Source organism: bacterium (assembly GCA_022616075.1).
Classification (GTDB): domain Bacteria; phylum Acidobacteriota; class HRBIN11; order JAKEFK01; family JAKEFK01; genus JAKEFK01.
On record JAKEFK010000236.1, the window covers coordinates 1 to 19996 of the forward strand.

At 48.9% G+C, this 19996-nt stretch carries 15 protein-coding genes; 5 read left to right on the forward strand and 10 right to left on the reverse strand.

The window, feature by feature from the left end; translation table 11 throughout:
- The 4 genes from L0156_19425 to L0156_19440 all read right to left on the reverse strand — a co-directional run.
- A partial coding sequence (locus L0156_19425; GenBank protein MCI0605162.1) for a carboxypeptidase regulatory-like domain-containing protein occupies positions 1–1208 on the reverse strand: 1208 nt, incomplete at its 3' end.
- A gap of 226 nt (positions 1209–1434) precedes the next feature.
- Positions 1435–2904 (reverse strand): aldehyde dehydrogenase family protein, encoded by a 1470-nt coding sequence (locus L0156_19430; protein MCI0605163.1) that lies wholly within the window; start codon positions 2902–2904, stop codon positions 1435–1437.
- A gap of 83 nt (positions 2905–2987) precedes the next feature.
- Positions 2988–4334 carry an APC family permease gene (locus L0156_19435; protein ID MCI0605164.1) on the reverse strand — a complete coding sequence of 449 codons (1347 nt, stop codon included), beginning with the start codon at positions 4332–4334 and terminating at the stop codon, positions 2988–2990.
- Positions 4335–4410: 76 nt separating this feature from the next.
- Positions 4411–5754, reverse strand: a complete 1344-nt coding sequence (locus L0156_19440; GenBank protein ID MCI0605165.1) for an aspartate aminotransferase family protein — start codon at positions 5752–5754, stop codon at positions 4411–4413.
- A gap of 142 nt (positions 5755–5896) precedes the next feature.
- Between L0156_19440 and L0156_19445 the strand changes: the two genes are divergently transcribed.
- Positions 5897–6139, forward strand: a complete 243-nt coding sequence (locus L0156_19445) for a hypothetical protein (protein MCI0605166.1) — start codon at positions 5897–5899, stop codon at positions 6137–6139.
- An 86-nt stretch (positions 6140–6225) separates the two neighbouring features.
- Here the strand turns inward: L0156_19445 and L0156_19450 are convergent, their stop codons facing one another.
- Positions 6226–8496 (reverse strand): sulfatase-like hydrolase/transferase, encoded by a 2271-nt coding sequence (locus L0156_19450; GenBank protein ID MCI0605167.1) that lies wholly within the window; start codon positions 8494–8496, stop codon positions 6226–6228.
- Between the two features lie 42 nt (positions 8497–8538).
- Here L0156_19450 and L0156_19455 point away from each other — a divergent pair, with 42 nt between their 5' ends.
- A complete protein-coding gene (locus tag L0156_19455) occupies positions 8539–9642 on the forward strand; it encodes an alcohol dehydrogenase catalytic domain-containing protein (protein ID MCI0605168.1) in 1104 nt (367 codons plus the stop codon).
- A gap of 4 nt (positions 9643–9646) precedes the next feature.
- The gene (locus L0156_19460) at positions 9647–10834 is read left to right on the forward strand and encodes a glycine C-acetyltransferase (protein ID MCI0605169.1); all 1188 of its coding nucleotides are present in this window, start codon (positions 9647–9649) and stop codon (positions 10832–10834) included.
- A 9-nt stretch (positions 10835–10843) separates the two neighbouring features.
- On the opposite strand, the gene L0156_19465 is transcribed toward L0156_19460, so the two are convergent.
- Positions 10844–11104 carry a ferredoxin family protein gene (locus L0156_19465; GenBank protein ID MCI0605170.1) on the reverse strand — a complete coding sequence of 87 codons (261 nt, stop codon included), beginning with the start codon at positions 11102–11104 and terminating at the stop codon, positions 10844–10846.
- A 137-nt stretch (positions 11105–11241) separates the two neighbouring features.
- Here L0156_19465 and L0156_19470 point away from each other — a divergent pair, with 137 nt between their 5' ends.
- On the forward strand, positions 11242–14256 hold the full coding sequence (locus tag L0156_19470; GenBank protein ID MCI0605171.1) for a histidine kinase: 3015 nt from the start codon (positions 11242–11244) through the stop codon (positions 14254–14256).
- Positions 14253–14882 (forward strand): response regulator transcription factor, encoded by a 630-nt coding sequence (locus tag L0156_19475; protein ID MCI0605172.1) that lies wholly within the window; start codon positions 14253–14255, stop codon positions 14880–14882. The genes L0156_19470 and L0156_19475 overlap by 4 nt, the downstream gene beginning before the upstream one ends.
- A gap of 69 nt (positions 14883–14951) precedes the next feature.
- Here L0156_19475 and L0156_19480 read toward each other — a convergent pair whose 3' ends face one another.
- From L0156_19480 to L0156_19495, 4 genes are all read right to left on the reverse strand, one after another.
- A complete protein-coding gene (locus L0156_19480; protein MCI0605173.1) occupies positions 14952–17483 on the reverse strand; it encodes an EAL domain-containing protein in 2532 nt (843 codons plus the stop codon).
- 11 nt (positions 17484–17494) lie between these two features.
- Positions 17495–17941: a DUF420 domain-containing protein gene (locus L0156_19485; GenBank protein MCI0605174.1), complete on the reverse strand. Its 447-nt coding sequence runs from the start codon at positions 17939–17941 to the stop codon at positions 17495–17497.
- 101 nt (positions 17942–18042) lie between these two features.
- Positions 18043–18993: a heme o synthase gene (gene cyoE / locus L0156_19490; protein MCI0605175.1), complete on the reverse strand. Its 951-nt coding sequence runs from the start codon at positions 18991–18993 to the stop codon at positions 18043–18045.
- The gene (locus tag L0156_19495; protein ID MCI0605176.1) at positions 18990–19928 is read right to left on the reverse strand and encodes a COX15/CtaA family protein; all 939 of its coding nucleotides are present in this window, start codon (positions 19926–19928) and stop codon (positions 18990–18992) included. Before L0156_19495 ends, cyoE begins: the two co-directional genes overlap by 4 nt.
- Positions 19929–19996 lie beyond the last annotated feature (68 nt).

Below are 19996 nucleotides of genomic sequence, written 5' to 3' on the forward strand. Positions count from 1 at the left end.
ATTCCATTTTGCGGTTCGCCGACATCATGGCCGTAAAATCCGGCATACCTTACTTCTAAAATGGTGTTGCTATTCAAAGTGGAAGTCCACAGAACATTGGGTGTGGGGTTGCTTCCCGTTTCTACAAGAGCGGTTTCAATCGGTTTATTGACTGTCACCGGTTCCGGAATGTTGTAGTAATCGTTATGCAAACTGAAGTGCAGATTGTTGGTCTTATTTATGTCGTACGTAAATTTAAAAAAGTAACGGTCATCATCTTCTTTGACAGGTGATTCAGGGGGCGTTCCTGGTTGCGAAAAATGCTCGCGCCTGGTTTGCACACCGCCAAAGAACCAGAGTTTGTCTTTTAAAATCGGTCCGCCAATTTGAGCCGTAAGATCCGTATAGCGTTCGCGATGGTAAGGAATCCCATCGATTTCGGCGTTATTTCCGGTCAGGCCCTGAGTCTGAAAAAAGAAATTTGCGTCACCATGAAATTCATTTCCGCCTGATTTTGTTACGACGTTAATGACTGCTCCCTGGTAGTTTCCATATTCAGCCGGCGCCCCGATATCCAGTATTTCGATTTCCTCAATGATATCAGTGTTGGGCCAGGGCCAGGCGGCTCCAGTCAGAGCAGACGTAAGATCGGTTCCATCCATTTGATACGCGTTTTCGTTCGTGTTGGAACCAAGAATCGAATGCGCAAAGGCTGTGTTGTCAAAGCGCATCGGAGAGGAGCCTGGCGCCATCTGGACGAAATCGAAGAACGTAAAGCGCGCGATCGGAGTGTTCTCTATGTATTCTTGCGTATAGTTCGTGGAAAATCCAGGCTTGGTAGGATCGACAAGTGGAGTTTCACCGCTAATCACCATTTGTTCGGTTACCTGAGATAGCCTCAATGTAGTGTTCTGCTCAACGGTGCTTCCTAACACTACACGAACCTGATCGTGAACAATGGTTTGAAAGCCACCCATTTCGAAGGTCAGAGAGTATGTCCCAGGCGGCAACGCAGGAAAACGGTAACCACCATCTCCGCTGGTGGTAATCACCTGTGGACCTCCGATCAAAGCATCGCTTTCCAGAGTAACTGTTACGCCCGGGAGAGGTCCGCCTTCTTCATCGGTGACGTCCCCTTTGATGGATCCGGTAATGCGCTGGGCTTGAGCAAACGTCGTAATCAATAGAAGGAAGAGAGTAGCTAGGATTCTGTATCTCGTTCTCATCATGCCTCCAAAGAGCAAACATTCCTTCGTCCAGTAGATTTGATTCTCCCATAAACCTGCAAAACTACAAAGGCGCACTGCAGGCTAAAAGCTGAGCTTGTCGAAAAATCAGTTGGAGCGCGGACTTCCAGTCCGCAAAAACTTGTTTGCGCGACAAGCATTTTGCGGGCAAGATGCCCGCGCTCCACCAGGACCGCCTGGATTTTTCAACAAGCTCAGCCTGCGCTCCTTAATACCAACCGATTGGTTGTTCGTTCAAGTTGATGTAGACCTGTTTCGTTTCGAGATATTCTTCGATTCCCCAGTGGCCGAGTTCACGACCGAAACCGGATTGTTTATATCCCCCCCACGGAGCTTCAACATAAGTCGGCTGCATGTGATTGACCCAAACAATTCCGGCTTTCAGCTGTTTCACAGTGCGGATCGCCTTATAAATATCTCGCGTCCAAACCGCTGCGGCCAATCCATATTTTGAATCGTTTGCGATCCGAACAGCGTCTGCTTCATCTTCAAATGGAATTACCGAAGCAACCGGACCAAATACTTCTTCTTGACCTAACGTAGAACGATTGTCTACATCGTAATAAATTGTTGGTTGCACAAAAAAACCTTTCGCAAGCTCGCCTTCGCGCGCAAGATCGCCTCCAATGGCGACTTTCAGTTTTTCCTTCTTCGCTATTTCCATAAAATGAAGCACGCGATCCATCTGTTCCTTATTGATCAGCGGACCCATTTTTGTTTCGCGATCCAACCCGGAACCGAGCTTGATGTTACGCGCCTTCTGAGTCATCCTCTCAACGAAACGATCGTAAATCGATTTTTGAACGAGAATCCGGCTTCCTGCCGAACAAACTTCACCCTGATTGATGAAAACTCCAAACAGGGCTCCATCCACGGCGGCTTCAAAGTCCGCGTCCGCAAAAAAGATATTTGGTGATTTGCCACCGAGCTCCAGTGTCACACGCTTTAGAGTGTCAGCGGCGTTCTTCATAATCATCTTTCCTACGGCAACAGACCCTGTAAATGCAATTTTGTCCACATCCGGATGAACCACAATTTCATGTCCTGCTTCCCCAAAACCCGTTACGATGTTTACAGCGCCAGGGGGAAAACCCACATCGCCGAAACTGGAGGCCAGTTCCAAAATGGAAAGTGGAGTCTGCTCGGCTGGTTTCAACACGCAAGTGCACCCGGCCGCCAATGCCGGCGCGAGTTTCCATGCGGCCATCAACAACGGGTAGTTCCACGGAATGATTTGTCCGGCAACACCGATCGGTTCTTTGAGCGCCAGGCTGAGCGCGTTGTCCGGAACCGGTAGCACTTCGCCATGGATCTTTGTAGCAAGCCCTCCGTAATATTCAAAACAGGTGGCAACATCTCCGATATCCCCTTCCGCTTCAACGATCGGTTTTCCATTGTTCAAACATTCCAAACGAGCAAGCTCAGCCGATCGATTCCGGATGACATCCGCCAGTTTCAAGAGGGTTCGTCCGCGCTCTTGATGAGTTTTGCCGGGCCAATCACCGGAATCGAAACACCGCCGCGCCGCTGCAACCGCGCGATTGACATCTTCGCGATCCCCTTCCGGCACAAGGCCGATAACTTCCTGATTCGCAGGATTCAACGCTTCAAACGTTTTTCCTGAATGACCATTAACAAATTCACCATTGATATACATTTTGTAAGTCTTAGCTGCCATAAAAACTCCTTTTTCGTTGGCTATTTGACTAGTCGTACTTCCTTCTTACTTCATGAAATACGGTTTGTCAAACCGGATCAAAACTATTTCGCTTTTCGACTACCCCAGAAATACAACAACACAGCCAGACCGATCATGACGACAAGACTTACGGAAACTTCCAGCAAAAATCGTGTGGGATTCTCGACTCCTGATGACGGAACGAATACCAGAATCGCTCCAAGGGCGGTAGCGACGAATCCCAGCGCGGCCCAGACTCGATTCGTTTCCAGCTTCCAGAGACCGGCGAACAGATAGAGAAATGGAATGAGTTGAATTACAACCGAGCTGCTCAACAGTTTCTCATAAGCCTCTCGCACATTCGTACCATAGAGTGAAAGCAGGATGAGGCAACTCGAAATCACTGCCTGGACGAGTAACGCTATATACGGAGTGTTCCAGCGCGGATGTGTTTTCCCTAATGCCGGCGGCAAATAAACGCTTAACCCCATTACGAACGGAATTCTGGCAGCACCGGACATCCAAGCCGAGCAGATGCCGAGTACAGCCGTTGAGATCAGTATTGCAACGAAAGGAATGATTCCACTCGCTCCGAGCGCGGAAGCCACCGTAGTTACTGCCTGCATCATTCCCTGAATTGCTCCCACTTCTGACGAAGGCATTGCGATTAAGAGCGCTGCAGTTCCGATCATATACAGAAGAATGCTGATTGTTCCTCCCCAGAAAGCAGCGCGGCCAACCATTGCCTCCGGATTTTTGATTTCGTCTCCCATCACGGAGCCAAGCTCCAATCCGACAAGCGAATACATCACAATGCTTAGAGCGGAAAAACCTCCGTAATCCGTAAAGGAAGGGACGAGCGCGCGAAGTTCAAATGGCGTTGCAGCAACGCCGTTTCTGCGAAGCATCAAGAAACCCGCAATCAGCAGTATCACAAATGTGATCCACGTCCCGAATGCGCCGATGTTGTTCAGCCACTTCCCTACTCCTAATCCACGAATGTGTAAAAACGTGATAAGCCACAGAAAGGAAAGCGAAGCGATTGCAATAAAATTACTTCCTTCAGCAAGGCTGGCCGAGTCAGTGCCTCCTGCATAAACAAGAACTCCCACCAAAATGAAAAGCACCGAAGGGAAATAAAAAAGATTGTTGGTCCAGTAGCACCATCCGGAGATAAACGCATGAAAATCTCCGAACATTTCACGCGTCCAGATGTAGATTCCACCTTCTCCCGGAAAACGCTTCCCGAACTGCGCGACGGCGATGCCACACGGTATGAGGAAAAGGACAAAGGCCAGCAGCCATAAAGTCATGGAACGCCAGCCTTCGCCCGCAATTCGAGGAAGTATGTTGACGTTTACAACCGCAACAACAAGAAGAAGCGTGAGATCAAAGAGTCCAAGCTCCCGCTTTAGATGAGGTGATGTCATGCAGGTAGAGGCAGGGCTTGTCCCTGCCCTTCGCGGGCGACCACAAGGGTCGCCCCTACACGGTTTGTCTTGTCCTTCATCCTTGGGTTTGTTTCAACAAAGGCACGAGTTCACGGAATTTCTCAAGATGAAACTCAATGTCCTTTTCGGTGTGAGCCACGCAAAGAGTCCATTGCTCGTCCCACGCATAGGCCTGCGTCATTACTCCGCGATTCAGCATCCCGTACCACCAGACTTTCCACATTTCTGCATCCACTTCCAGCCAGTCGCGGTAGTTTTTAATTTCCCTGGAAGCAAATTGAACAGTTCCATTCACTCCCGCGCCTGCAGCGTATCCTTTCAGTCCTTCCTTTTTAAGGATGTCATTGTAACCGTCGATCAACATTTGATTCAGCTTACTCAGCCGCGGATAAACGTCGTCTGTCAGCACTTTCGTCAGCATGGCAAGACCTGCTGCGACACCCACAGCATTTGAATTGTAAGTTCCCGCATGAAATACGATTCCACGATCAAGCACTTCGAGCACATCCTTCCGGCCACCAAAAGCAGCCATCGGAAAACCACCCCCAATCGCTTTCGCGAGACAAATGAGGTCAGGTCTGACATTGAAATACTCACACGCGCCCCCACGGGCCAGTTTCACGCCGGTCTTCACTTCATCCATGATGAACAAGGATCCATTTTCCTGACACATCCGGTGTACGGCCTGCAAATATCCTTTTTCCGGCATGCACACTCCGATATTCATCGGAATCGGTTCCAGAATCACTGCGGCAACCTGGCCGGGATGTTTTCGAAAACAATTTTGCAAAGCCTCAAGATCGTTGAACGTACAGGGCACCGTATTTGCTGCAGTGCCATCAGGTATCCCTTCAGAGGCTTTTACCATTACTGGATTCTTCGGATCGCCCGCTTTTTTGACGTCAGGCTTGTAACTGATCAGGACGGAATCGTGCACACCATGATAACAACCTTCCATCTTGATGATTTTCTCGCGACCGGTAAACCCGCGGGCAACACGAATCGCATGCATCGTGGCTTCCGTACCCGAATTTGCAAATCTGACTCTTTCAATCGGAAAGCGCCGGCACAATTCCTCGGCAAATTTCTGCTCCAACTCGTATGGCATTCCGTACATCGTTCCTTTTTCAAACTGGTCAGAAACGGCCTTCAATATAGCTGGATGCGCATGACCCGCCATCAATACGCCAAAACAGAGATTGTGGTCGAGATATTCATTTCCATCCAGATCCCAGAATCTGCCCCCCGAGGCATGATCCACAAAGATGGGATGCGGAGGATAGTACCGAAAATTGCTTGTGACCCCAAGAGGAATGTATTTTCTACCGTTCTCCAGTGCCGCCTTGCTTTTTGGCGTTCGTGCGGCAAACTTTTCCATTTCACTTTTAGAAGCGCTCACAATGGGGTTCCCTCCTGTAGCCCGCCATTTTAACATGAAAATAGGTGCTTGACTCTCGAGAACGGAGTGTTATTAATATTACATTGCCTTTTTGTAAGGCAGAGAAATAGTTACTTCATTATGAGTAAAAAAGGAGAAGAGAATGGCACAAGAAAAAGTGAATCGCGCAGGAGTGAAACGGGAATCCGGATATTTGTATTTTTTGGATGCGGATGGTGACATAAGCCGCGCCCCGATGGTACGAGGACACAGCAAGTCCCAGAAAGGCAAAACGGAGAAAGTAGCGAAGACAGCGGTCAAAAAAGAAGCTGGTTACATGTACTTCATTGATAAGGATGGGGACGTAGCCCGCACGAAAATGGCACGGGGCGGCAAGAAGCGCTAATCTTTGAAGCAACCACAGATGAACACAGCTGAACACCGATAAAAATTAGCTTTACCATCTGTGTTTATCTGTGTTCATCTGTGGTTTCAAGAAGCTGCTGCGCGGGCTTGCTGCACATGCTGCATCGCTTCGCGCGGTTTCCCCAGACGATTGTAGATATCTGCCAGAAGAAAGTGTCCAAAGGGAAGCTGCGACTTTTCCTGCAGCTTCTGCATCCCTTCCTCGGCGAAGGTTTTTGCTTGGAGAATGTCTCCCCCTGTATCCATTAGATTCTTCGCCAGATACAAATACGCGATGCCAAAATCAGGTTTGGAACGAATGCAGGCTTCCAGCTCAGAACGTTCCTCGAGACGTCTTCCCTGCTTGCGATAAACGCGGCTTAAATTAAAATTTGCCGGATACGATTCCGGAAACAGTTCGAGTTCCTTCCGGTATTCCGTTCCCGCCTGTTCCAGATCCTGATGTTCTTCATGCACCAATGCCAGATTGAAATGCGCATTCGGAATTCGCGGGTTCAATTGAAGGGCTTTCTGTAATTCGGGAATGGCTGCGTCGTACTTTTTTAATTCCACAAAACATGCGCCAAGCCGGTTTCGCGAGATGGCTTGCTCGGGATCCAGTTCCACAACCTTCTTGAAATAAGAGAGAGCCAGTTCAAAATCCTTCTCATCCAGAGCTATATCAGCCAGATTGAAATAAGCTTTTGAATCTCTTGGATCTTTCTGCATTAAATGCTGAAAACCTGCTTTCGCCGCTTCAAAATTTCCTTCCTCTTTGTACACTCTTGCCAGCGCAAAAATCGCAGGAACATAATCGGCATTGTATTTCAACGCACTCTGAAAACTTTCACGGGCCAAAGTATGCTTCTTCTGCTTTTCGTAAATATTTCCTAATACAAGATGTGCTTCCAGGATCCGGTCATCCTCCTGGAGAACTCGCTGGATGTTATTAAACGCATCGGTTAGTTTCCCCTCGGCTGAAAACGACTGCGCGAGCTTGATCCGGTTGTAAAGCCGGATTTTTAGTTTCGGGTCAGGCAAAATTCCGGATTCCGACGTATGAGTTTGGGCTACATACCCGATGTAACCCAATGCCTGCAGTTTTTCGAGTGAATCGTCATCCATGGTCTGCGGCCCTTTTACCGTCGCAAAATTTGCAAGCATCGTTGCGAGCTCCGATTCAAAAGGCTGCGCTCGCTTTTGCTCTCGCGTATACAGGTTGAGCCTTTCGGTGGAATCTTCGGTGAGACGGTAAAGCTCGCGATCAGGAGCCTGAATGTACTTATATTCATTTGTGCGTAGAGCTTTCAGTTCACTCCAGCCATAATGAAAACGAGGATAGTAGGACTCACTGTAAGCTACCAAGTGTTTGTTCATCGGCCGGCCGTGAACGAGTGGCATGAGACTTGTGCCTTCCCCCGCTTTGGCCGATACGCCGGTCGCATCACAAATCGTTGCAAAGAGATCGATGCTGCGAACCTGATCCTTTACCCTGACAGGTTTTGCCCCGGGCATTCTGATGATCAACGGAACCCTCATCGTAGCGTCATAAATGAAAAACCCGTGGCCGGATTCCTCATGTTCTCCCAGCGATTCCCCATGATCCGCTGTTAGTATTACAAGTGTAGTATTCAACAGATCATTTTGTTCGAGCTGTTCTCGGATGCGCCCGATCAAATTGTCAGAGTAAGAGATTTCTCCGTCGTAGAGTCCGACATTGCCTTTTGTGTTCGAAGCAGAGCGAAACGGGTCCGGGGGATCGTAGGGAGTATGAGGATCGTAAAAATGCACCCACGCGAAAAATCGCGAATCTTTGTTCTTGCTGATCCAGTTGAGCGCCTGTTGAAGAGTCTCGTCTCCCCGTCTTTGCACCGAATCGAGACTGACCGTTTTGTACTTGGATAACTCAAAGTTGTCGAAGTACTCATCAAAGCCCTGAGCAATTCCCCACCGGCGATCCAGCACAAAAGCGCTGATAAAGCCACCGGTGCGAAAGCCGCTTGCCTTCATGGTCTCGGCCAGAGTCTGCGCTTTGTCATCCAGATAGAATCCGCCGTTGTCTCGGACACCGTGAACGTAAGGGTTGTAGCCCGTCATAATGGAAGAATGGGAAGGTAAAGTCAGTGGAATCACGGCGATCGCATTTTGAAAGAGAGCGCCCTGTTCACCGAGGCGATCGATATTCGGGGTTTGCGCCGGCGCATATCCGTAAATCCCAAGATGATCCGCGCGAAGCGTATCGATCGTGATCAAGAGCACATTCCGAACAACGGCTGGTCTGGCGCTTTTCTGAAAATAGAAATACCCGGCAACACCCAGGGCGGCGATAACAGCAAAGATCAGAACAATTTTGCGCATGAGTAATGATAGCAATTTAAACTTTGATAGAATATCAAGCAAATGCGGGCATGGATCTACAGGAAGGAGAAGACTGATCCTCAGGGAATTCACATTTTTGAAGGAACGGTTGCCGACCCTTCGCCGGGCCTAAATCAAGTTCTTGTGCGAGTGGAAAAAGTCTCCGTTTGCGGAACGGACGAATCTCTCTTCAAAGGTGAACTGAAAAAAGTTCCGGATGGAATTATTCCTGGTCATGAATTCTACGGAGAAATCGTCGAACTGGGTCGTGAAGTAAAGCATCTTTCCACTGGACAGCGGATAGCTGGCGAATCACATTACAACCTTCCCGGCATAGCGGATCAGGGCATCATCGGATTGTGGGGGCCGGAAATCCGGAAAGGAGAATTGGAGCCCCCCATTCATGGCGCCTATTCCGAATATCTGGTCATTCCCGCTGAATGTGCGTATCGAGTTCCGGGAGAACTGATCTCAGATCATTTCTGGCCATCACTTTTCGAAGCCATAGGGAATGACTATTTCCTGATCAAACGTGCTAGAGAAATGGCGCACCCCAAAGATCTTGGAATTTTCGGATGTGGACCTCATGGATTATTTGCACAGGTATTTGCGCGGCACATGGACATCCACAGAATCGCAGCATTTGAAGTGGACAGTTATCGCCAAAAGTTTGCCTCCTCCCTGGAAATTGCCGATCAGATCTTCGACCCCACCGTGAACCTGGAAAAGAACGTCCGGGATTTTACGGCTGGGAATCTTTTTGATGTTACGATCGATATGGTGGGCAAACAGGGCCAGGGTTTCGAAGCTTGCTGCAAAACAACAAAACATGGTGGCGTGATTCTCCTTTTCGGACTCTTTAGCGGGGACAAGTTCTACATTGACGGGGTCTCTGGAAACGAAATCATATTCCATATGAAGACGCTACGCTTCAAATACGAGGGAAAGGACCTGACTGTCGCAGGGATTACGGGACGAGAAGGGATCTGGGAAGAACTGATTGAGATGGTTTGCCGCGAAAAAAGTTTGCAGGATCAGCTCATGAAACCGGTTCATGTTATGGGAACTCTGGATCAGCTCGGAGAAAATACGCGTCATCCAAAACCGGGAGTATTGAAACGCGCTTATCATGCGTTCAGGAGTTAAAAACATGGCTTACGGTGCGATCAAAGAATTCTTACAGAAGGAATTAGCTAATCTAAAGGAAACAGGACTATTCAAGGAAGAAAAAGTTATCCATTCTCCGCAAGGGGCCCAGATCAAAACAGATGCAGGAGAAACGGTTAACTTCTGTGCGAATAACTATCTCGGACTGGCGAATCATCCGGATATTATTTCCACCGTAAAAGCGGGTCTGGATACCCGCGGTTTTGGCATGGCGTCTGTACGGTTCATTTGCGGCACGCAAGATATACACAAAGACTTGGAGAAAACCATTTCCAATTTTCTGAGCACTCAAGACACGATCCTGTACAGCTCATGCTTCGACGCGAATGGTGGTTTGTTCGAGACACTGCTAGGGCCTGAAGACGTGATCATCAGCGACGCTCTGAATCACGCAAGCATTATCGACGGCGTCAGGCTTTGCAAAGCGCAACGCAAAGTCTATCAGCATGCCGACATGAATGACCTTGAGGGCAAGTTACAAGACAGCGCTGGAACACGATATCGAATGATCGCTACAGATGGAGCTTTCAGCATGCACGGTGATCTTGCTCCTCTGAAAGATATCTGCGATCTTGCCGAGCGTCATGATGCTCTGGTCATGGTGGACGATTCGCATGCAACCGGCTTCTTCGGTCCCACCGGTAGAGGAACACCGGAACATTTTGGAGTGCAAAATCGCATCGACATCATCACAAGCACGATGGGAAAAGCAATGGGGGGCGCCTCGGGTGGTTTTACTTCCGGACGGGCCGAAATCGTTGCCATGTTACGTCAGCGATCGCGACCTTATCTGTTTTCCAACAGCGTTGCGCCTCCGGTCGTTTATGGCACCATGAAAGCATTTGAGCTGATGGAACAACATCCTGAGCTGGTGCGCAAACTCGCCGAAAACACAAAGTATTTTCGTGAGGAAATGACCCGCCGTGGATTCCAGATTAAACCGGGAATTCATCCGATTGTTCCCATTATGCTGGGAGATGAAAAACGCACAGTTGAAATGGCGCGGCAAATGAATCAACGCGGAATCTTTGTGGTTGGTTTCAGCTATCCTGTCGTGCCTAAGGGAGAGGCCAGGATTCGAGTGCAACTCTCAGCAATCCACACGCAGAGTCAACTGGACAAAGCAATCGCGACTTTTGAAGAAGTCGGAAAATCGCTGAATTTGATCTGACGCGGATGACTATTTCTTGAACCAGTTTGCGTTAATATCTATGTAGGATTGCCACTTGTCCGGCACATCTTCGTTCGGGAAAATGGCCTGAACCGGGCAGGCAGGAACACAGGCCCCGCAATCAATACACTCGTCGGGATTGATGTAAAGCTGCGTCTCAGGTTCAAAATTCTCTTCATCCTTACGGGGATGAATGCAATCGACGGGACAAACATCAACACAAGCAGTATCTTTAGTACCAATGCAAGGCTCGGCAATCGTATATGCCATACTCTTTCCTCCGAATAAAAAGAAGGTTAATGATAACTAAAATTGGGGTAGTCGTCAACGACTCGGAGACCACGAAAACGTCTCCTTCTTTTGGATGAAGAATGCACCGGCAAAGGCTAGTATTATTCGTAGAAAGTATGCAGAAACTGGTCTCGGGATTGATCCTCTTGCTCTTGCCGCTGCTTCCCGTTTATGCGTTGGATCCTTCAAAACACATTACGCAGTACGTAAATGATCCCTGGCCAAGACTCCCCCCTCTTGCAGGCTGGGTGAACACCATCCACCAAACGCGCGACGGCTATCTTTGGATCGGAACGGATGAAGGTCTGGCGCGTTTTGACGGTGTTCGCTTTACGTTCTTCAACCGAAAAAACACTAAGGAGTTTGAAGGCAGGCGCAATGCGATTTTGACCCTGCTCGAAGATTCTGAGGGAACTCTTTGGATTGGAACGCATGGCGGAATGAATGCATTCCATAACAATGAGGTCAAACAAATTCCTGTTGAAGGAGTTTCACGCGTACTTTCTCAAACGATCGATGATCGAGGGAATCATTGGATCGGGACCGATCGGGGACTGATGAAGAGGAACAGGAACAATTCCTTTGAGTTTGTGAAAGGACTCGACAACACATCCGTTTTCTCATTGAAATCACAAAACGGAATTCTATGGGCGGGAACTTTAACCGGAATCTATGAAATCCGCGGCGCATCGCTCGAGCTGCTAACCAGCCAAAACGGAATGAAAATTCGTCCGGCCTGGGGATTGGCGCCAGGCAAGGATGGAACTCTCTGGATTGGAACACAGGATGGTCTCGTTTCCTGGAAAAACGGAGTGCTGACTCCCTATCCGGATCCTCAACTCGGCAAATGGATGATCACTTCCCTTCATGAGGATAAACACCAGAACATTTGGGTTGGCACTTATGGCGGTGGTTTGTTCCGAATCAATGAACAGGGCGCAGAGAATTTCACAACCTCCGACGGCCTTCTTCAGGATTTTGTAATTTCCATTTCAGAAGATCGCGAAGGAAGTCTCTGGATTGGAACAGGCGGATTGAACCGCCTGAAAGATGGTCCGTTTGTAACTTTTTCCACTCTGGAAGGTCTCTCCGGAAAACTCGTGACACCCGTGTTGCAACAGCCTGATGGAACAATTTGGATTGGAACCGATAAGGGTCTCAACCGTCTGAAAAACGGAACGATTCAGACCTTCACCGTGAGCGACGGACTTCCGGGTAATATTGTGAATTCTTTGTGGCATGACACCAAGAATCGATTGTGGATCGGTACACTACACGGCCTGGCGGTTCTTGAAAACAATCAATTCAGATCTTTGACAATGAAGAATGGTCTGGTATCCAACCATGTAAAAGCGCTTTACGAAGACACCAGAGGACGCATTTGGATCGGCACAGTTTCCGGAATCAACTGGTACGATCAAGACACGATTCATACTTTTACGGATGATAGACATCCATGGCGCGCCTCAGTCAGCTGTTTCCTGGAAGACAGCAAGGGCCAATTCTGGGTCGGTTCCAATCGCGGACTAACTCTTTTGCAAGAGAACCGCACCAAAACCTACACAAGCAGAGAAGGTCTTGTAGACAATATGGTCCTGACCATTTTAGAAGATGAAAAAGGCGCGCTTTGGATCGGAACGGATCAAGGTTTGAATCGTCTACGTAATGGCAACTTTTCCTCCTTCACTTCCAAAGATGGTTTGTTTCAAGATCGCATTTATCAAATCTTGCGCGACAGGCACAACACTCTTTGGATGAGCTCCAACTATGGAATCTTTTCCATTCAGAAGGATCAATTTGATAAGTATGAGAAGAAACTGATTCCCTTATTGCAGTGCACCGTCTACGGCCCTGAAGATGGGATGAGGAGCAGCGAAGCAACCGGCGCATTTCAACCGGCCGGCTGGCAGGCGGCCGATGGGAGTTTGTGGTTTCCCACAATCGACGGCGCAGTCCGTGTCCATCCGGATCACATCGCCAAGAATAGTGTTTCACCGCCGACTCGTATCGAAGAAGTGTTGATCGACCAGCAACGAGTCTCGATGGATTCTTCAACGATTCGCGTTGAGCCTGGAAAAACGAATTACGAATTTCGCTACACGGGTCTCAGTCTATTGATTCCACAGAGAGTGCGCTTTAAATATAAACTGGAAGGCGTCGATAAAGACTGGATGAATGCAGGAAACCGGCGTTCAGCCTTCTATACGAACATACCTCCAGGTAATTATGTATTTCACGTTCTTGCCGCGAACAATGATGGGGTGTGGAGTGAATCTGCGGCCAGTTTGAAACTTTCAGTACTGCCCTACTTTTATCAGAGAACAAGCTTCAAGGCGGTTTTCTTAGGGATGCTGGTGGCGGTGACTTTTCTTCTTGTGCGCGTCCGCCTGCGCAGTCTGGTAAACCAGAAAAAGGTACTTGAAATGAGAGTTCAGGAAAGGGTCAGCTCCATCCGCCAGAAAGCGGAAGAAACGGCTGTCCTGGAAGAAAGGTACAGAATTGCGCAGGAATTGCATGACAATGTTGCGCAGAGCATCGCCGCCATGATTGTGCACCTTGAACATGCGATTAAGTTGATGGAACGTTCGACGCTTCAGGCTGTCAATCAAATTCGGACAGCTTGTGAACTGGGCAGAAACAGCCTGGAAGAAACACGGAGGTCGGTATTTGCTCTGCATCCCCTGCTGCTGGAGCGTGGTGATCTCTTTGAAGCGCTGCAGAGAATTGTGCAACAAATGTCCACGGATACTTCCATCCAGGTTCGTTGCCAGCTCATGGGAAGGAGACGCGTTCTTTCCAAAGAGATTGAGTTAACGGTTTTGCGTGTGGCGCAGGAAGCATTCGCAAACGCCCTTAAACACAGCGACGCAAAAGAAATTTACGTCTCGTTGACGTACGAAGACCAGCTGGTAGAGCTGAAAGTAAAGGACGATGGGAAAGGTTTTGATTCCACAGATTTGCAAAGTTATTCCCGTTTCGGGTTCGGACTTTCCGGAATGCAGCAGAGGGCGCAAAAAATTGGAGCAAATTTGACGATCCACAGTGAAGACAAACATGGCACAACCATCGTTTTGTCCGTGCAGCTTGAGCCGATGTTCAAAGATACAGTGCCGGTCGGTTCGAACTTATGACATCCAGACAGATCCGAATTATGGTTGTGGATGATCATCCGGTCGTTCGCGCCGGACTCGTTATGCTGATTTCCCATGAAACGGACATGACGGTTGTAGCAGAAGCCTCGCATGGCAAAGAAGCCCTGTCATTATTTGAAAAAACCAACCCCGATGTCACACTCATCGATCTTTCCTTGCCGGATATTCATGGGGTAGAGGTCATTGAAAGGATTCGGAAAAGCTTTCCTCAGGCAAAACTGCTTGTGTTGAGTGTCTACAGCGGAAGCGAAGATGTCTTTCGCTCATTGCAGTCAGGAGCTCTCGGTTATCTCATCAAAGATTCCACGCCTGATCAATTGTTTTATGCAATCCGTGAAGCATATGAGGGACGCCGTTATTTGCATCCCTCTGCCGCATCGAATCTGGCCGACCGGATGTTGAACGATATGCTTACTCCGCGTGAATTGGATGTCGTTCGGCTCATGGTGCAGGGCAAAAGTAATAAGGAGATTGCAACGGATCTGAATCTCAGTGAAACTACCGTGAAGACTCACGTTGCAAATATTTTGATGAAACTCAATGTCAGCTCGCGCAGCCAGGCGATTCTGGAAGCGCTCAAACGCGGTATCGTCCACCAAGGATAGTTAACAAAGTAGCGCGGACGTCTCGTCTGCGGCAGCTCGCAGGCGGGACGCCTACGCTACTTTGTCTTGCTACCCAAGGAAACGGCGGAGGACGGTGACGAGCCGGTCGTACTCGACCGGTTTCTGTAAATGTTCGTCGAATTGATATTCTCGTATGACAGAGCTTTTGTATTTTGCCGCGCCCGTGAACGCAGTCATGATTACAGCTTTGATTCTGGCTGTAACCGGATCCCGCTTTAGCATCGAACACATCTCGCGTCCATCGAGTTTTGGCATGAGTGCATCCGATATCACAAGCTCCGGTTTATAGTCCTTTGCCACCTGTAATCCTTCCTCACCGTTTCGTGCAAGGATCACCGAATATCCAAGACCGCGAATCAACCGGGATGCCACTTTCAGAACGCCTGGTTCATCGTCTACAACAAGGACCAACGGGTGTTTGACCTGGTCAGGCGGCGGATTCGTGACAACCGGTCCACTCTCTTCTACGAAACGATTCTTCCTGTCCCAAAAAGATTCAGGAGCTGAGCCCCAAACGCCGTGCCTGTAATCCAACGTTGCCCTGCAAAAACATTTTTTACAGGAAGGGCAAACAACCGTTGAATCGGGAGTTATGCATAAACACCAGGAAGCTTCATTCGCGTTGAACTTTGTCTGACAATTGAAACAGGTAATAACATAGGAAGGTCTCTCATCTTTCCACGCCGGCTCTCCGATGATTGGTTGTTCGGGTGTCTCTACTTCCATCGGCTGCGTTGATTCAGTCGAAGCTGTTGCGGGCGCCGCCTTCATCTGCTGTTTTCTGAGAAACTCCGTTAACAGATTCTTGGGAAGTGCCGGGCTAAAGAGATTTCCCTGATAACCATCACACCCGAGCTTCTCAAGATAGGAGTGCTCGCTTTGCGTTTCCACAGCTTTTGCTATCACGCGGATTTTCAAGCTGTGTGCAAGAAAAAGCGTGGATGCTACAACGGCAGATTGAGCCGATTCCTGGGTGATTCCACGAATGTGCCCGGGGTACAATTTGATTGCTTGAACCTGATACCGGCTCAAGTTCATCAACAAGCCACCGATGCTTCCAAAATCATCAATTGTCAAATTCACTCCCAAATCTGAATATTCCTTCAGCCTGCTGATCACCTTTTCTGCGTCTTTTAAAAGCACTTTTTCCGCAATTTCCAATTCCAGCAAATCAGGACGCATTCCCGAGGCACGCAGGATATGCGAAATCCTATCCACTCCCCCTTCCCAAAAAAAATTCTGTGAAAGATTCACTGAAACGCGCAGTGAGCCAAGCCCTTCCTTTTCCCATACATTTCGCTGGAGACAGGCCGTTCGTATCATCCATTCATCCAGCTGCGAAGCAATCCCGATCTGCTCAGACAGATCCAGAAAATTTCCCGGATACACTGTGAGCCCCTGAGGTTTCCTCCACCGGATCAAAGCTTCCACCGATTCTGCCTCATTGGAAGAAAAGCGGACAACCGGTTGATAATGCAAAGCAAATTCTTGTTTTGCCGTGGCATCTTTTAATTCCTTCCGTGATACCAGGAAAGTCCGGATCTTCTCGTTCATTTCCCTGGAATAAAACCGGATGGAATTGCCCGGCGTTTTGCGGGAAACCTCCAGCGCGATTTCGGCATGATTCATCAATGTTTCAGGATCCGATCCATCCACCGGAAAAAGACTGATGCCGATGCTTCCGGAGAGACTCACCAGTTTTCCGTCAACTTCCAGCGGCCGGCTCAAGCTGAGCAACATTTTCTCTGCAACGGTTGCTGTATCTTCAATGCTCCGAAGTCCACCAAGAGACCACAGAATCCTGTTAGCTCCCGCGCGAACAGCTACATCTCCTTCCCGCAGATTCTTCATGATCAGCTCCAGTGCCTGCTTGATGATTCTGTCTGCATTATGAAAGCCATGCGTTTTCGTCATTTCATCAAGACGCCCGATTTCCAGAAACATCACAGCAGTTAAATCAGCGCTCCTTCTGGCGTGAGCGAGCATAGGGGACATCATAAGAGGGAAAAGTTTTGAGTTCGGTAACAGGGTCAACTCATCCCAGAGTGCTTGTTCGCGGAATCCTGTTTCGGTTTGCTCCTTTATCTGCCGGATTTGAAATTGAGCCTCTTCTTTTACTCTTTCAATTTCATTGTGCGCTTCCTCCTTGGCGGCTTGAAGGTTCGCTTTCAGATTTTCGTATTCGTCATCCGTATGCCGCTTTGGCAGAGCTGCTGATTTTAAAGCTAAACCAAGGACCGTAGCTACATTTTCCAGCCACCGGGAAAGGCCGTCATCCAGTCTCACAATAGGATCGGAGTGACCAACAATCAGTGCGCCGCCGCCGTTCGGGAAGTAAAAAAGGAAAGTTGCATCCGGCGAAATCGAATCGGCTGTTTCGATTTCTCTGAATGCCTCACACGATCCGGAATCATAGTCAATCCGAACAAAAGGAAAGGATGCTGGAAATTCGTTGACGATTTCCTGAAAGATGTCCGCAACAGGCTTTTTCGAGCGGATCTTATCCATGATAAACTGCAGCCCCTCATACTGCTGGGATGCAGTCATTTTCATGAATTTTTTAGAGCCTTTTTTTGCCATATCAGAGCACCCTACCAGTCCATGCGATAAAGCATCCAGTAAACCAAAACCCCCGTGATGGAAACGTAAAGCCATATCGGAAATCCCCACCGCGCGATCCTTCGATGTTTATCGAACTGGCCCTTCCACGCCCGGTAAAGAGTGATCACAGCAAGTGGAGGAACTGCCGCTGCCAGAATCGTGTGGCTGATCAAAATCAAAAAGTAAATGGTTCTTGCGGGACCGGCACCGGGAAATGGTTTGGAGCCTGCGAGCACATGATAAGTCAAATACGACCCAAGAAAAAGAATGGAAGCAACAAAGGCAATCACCATGCACACGCGATGTTGTTGCACCTTCTTCGCGCGAATAAAACGGTAACCAATCACGAGAAACAACGCACTCGTAGAATTCAACAATGCGTTAACGGTAGGTAGGTCACCGGTACTGAGCATCTTTGAAAATACAATTCCTCCCACCCGATTTTAAATAACCAGAGCAGCACCGCAGAGACGCTGAGAAAAGTGAGAATATTTTATCTCTATCCTATCTCTGCGACTCTGCGACTCGGCGGTTTTGCTCAGTTCTGCTTTGCAAGCATCATTAGTATCAGCAAGCACGGCAAATAGACAACCGACGTCAACAGCAATCTCCGCGCGGAGAATGCATCTTTCATACGCGCCAGTCTGATACCCATGTACAAAAACACAGCGCCAAGAACAAAGGCGCCAACAAAATATATCTGTCCAAAAACACCCAGCGCGGCAGGTAATAGTGTAATACAAAGCAAAGCTAAAGTTTCCAAAATAATTTGGCGGCTCGTCTGTCTTCCGTCCTTATCGACCACGGGCAGCATGGGAAATCCGCCCCGTTCATAGTCTTCACGGTAAAGCCAGGCGATGGAAAGGAAATGAGGTAATTGCCATAGAAACAGGATTGCAAAAAGCCACCATGCTTCAAAATCCAGTGAGTTTCTTACAGCGGTCCAACCCATCATGGGAGGGATGGCTCCCGGAATCGCCCCGACCACAGTGCACAGTGATGTTCGCTTCTTTAGCGGCGTATAAGCAAAAAGATACAAGCCGGCGGTAATCACCGAAAGAATGCTGGTGAGTAAGTTGACCAGAAGCAACAGATGGAGCGCGCCGGCCAAACAGAGGATCGAGCCGAAAAAGACTGCTTGCAGAACAGACAGCCGGCCGGAAGGAATGGGACGACTCTCCGTGCGCCGCATTTTTGAATCCGGTTCCCATTCAAATGCCATGTTCAGCGCGCTCGCGCCGGCAGCAATCCATGCCGTGCCAAAAAGGGTGTGGATCAGTAACCAAACCGGAACCGTATCCGCAGCGCCAAGATAAAAACCCACAAGCGTCGTGCAAACAACCAGCAATGTGATTCGTGGCTTGGTAAGACTCAAAAACTCCGGAAACGCCGCTCGAGCAACACCGCAGAGACGCCGAGTCGCTGAGATAAGGAGGAGCGAACTTTTTTCTCCGCGTCTTTGCGTCTCTGCGGTGATGCTTGTTTTCATATGGCTCTGACCGCCGGCTGCCAGACCGCAGCGGCTTGATCCTTCGGAGACCGGAAAATTCTGTAGGACCGAAGAGTCAGAACGAGACTGGCTCCAAGAAGAATAGCGCCGACAATCACATGCGCGGTTGCAAAAAGGACTCCCGTTCTCGTCCAAACGGTAAAGGCGCCCAGCGTGATCTGTACCATCACAAGCAGGATAAGCACCACAGAAGGCCGAAAAAGGACGGGCTCCTTTCTATACGAACCTATTACAACTAATAGGTTCCAACTAATAATAGCTAAAACAAGCAATGCGCCCACGCGGTGTGCAAAATGGATCGCCACTTCCGGAGTCATGAAGGGCGGGATGATTTTGCCAAAAGCGAGCGGAAAATCAGGAATGGCAAGCGCAGCGTTGCTATGCCTCATCCAGGAACCCAGAATCAGCTGAAGGTAGATCAAACCGGTAGCAAGGATAAAGCGTCCGGTTGGATTCCCAGCCGGAGGTTTTCCAGTGCGAGTACCGTTCTCCTTCCACCATCGCGATGTAAAAACGGCCAGGCAAACGATCATACAGAAGAAAGTTTGCGCGAGTGTGGCATGCACAGTGGAAACCCAGGTAGGCAGAAAATACAGGACCGTAATGCCTCCAAGTATGGCTTGCGCAATCACCGAAAGTAACGCCGCTGTGCCGAAAAGACGCACTCCTTTACGCGGCTCTTTCCACCATAACCATGCAGTCAGAATAACCGTTAATATCCCCACAAAGCCTGCGATCATTCTGTGGCCATGTTCGTAGAAGACACCTCCAATCATCGGGGGAAACCACATTCCGTAAGACTTTGGCCAATCCGGAACTGCAAGTCCGTAATCCTGGCTGGTTACCAGTCCCCCGGCAACAATCAACAGCAACGTCGCCAACACCATAAACCGCAAGTATCGATTCAACCACATAGCAAAATTTTAACGGAGAGATCGCCGAGAACGCAGGGACAACAATTTTTTATTTCTCTGCGGTCTCT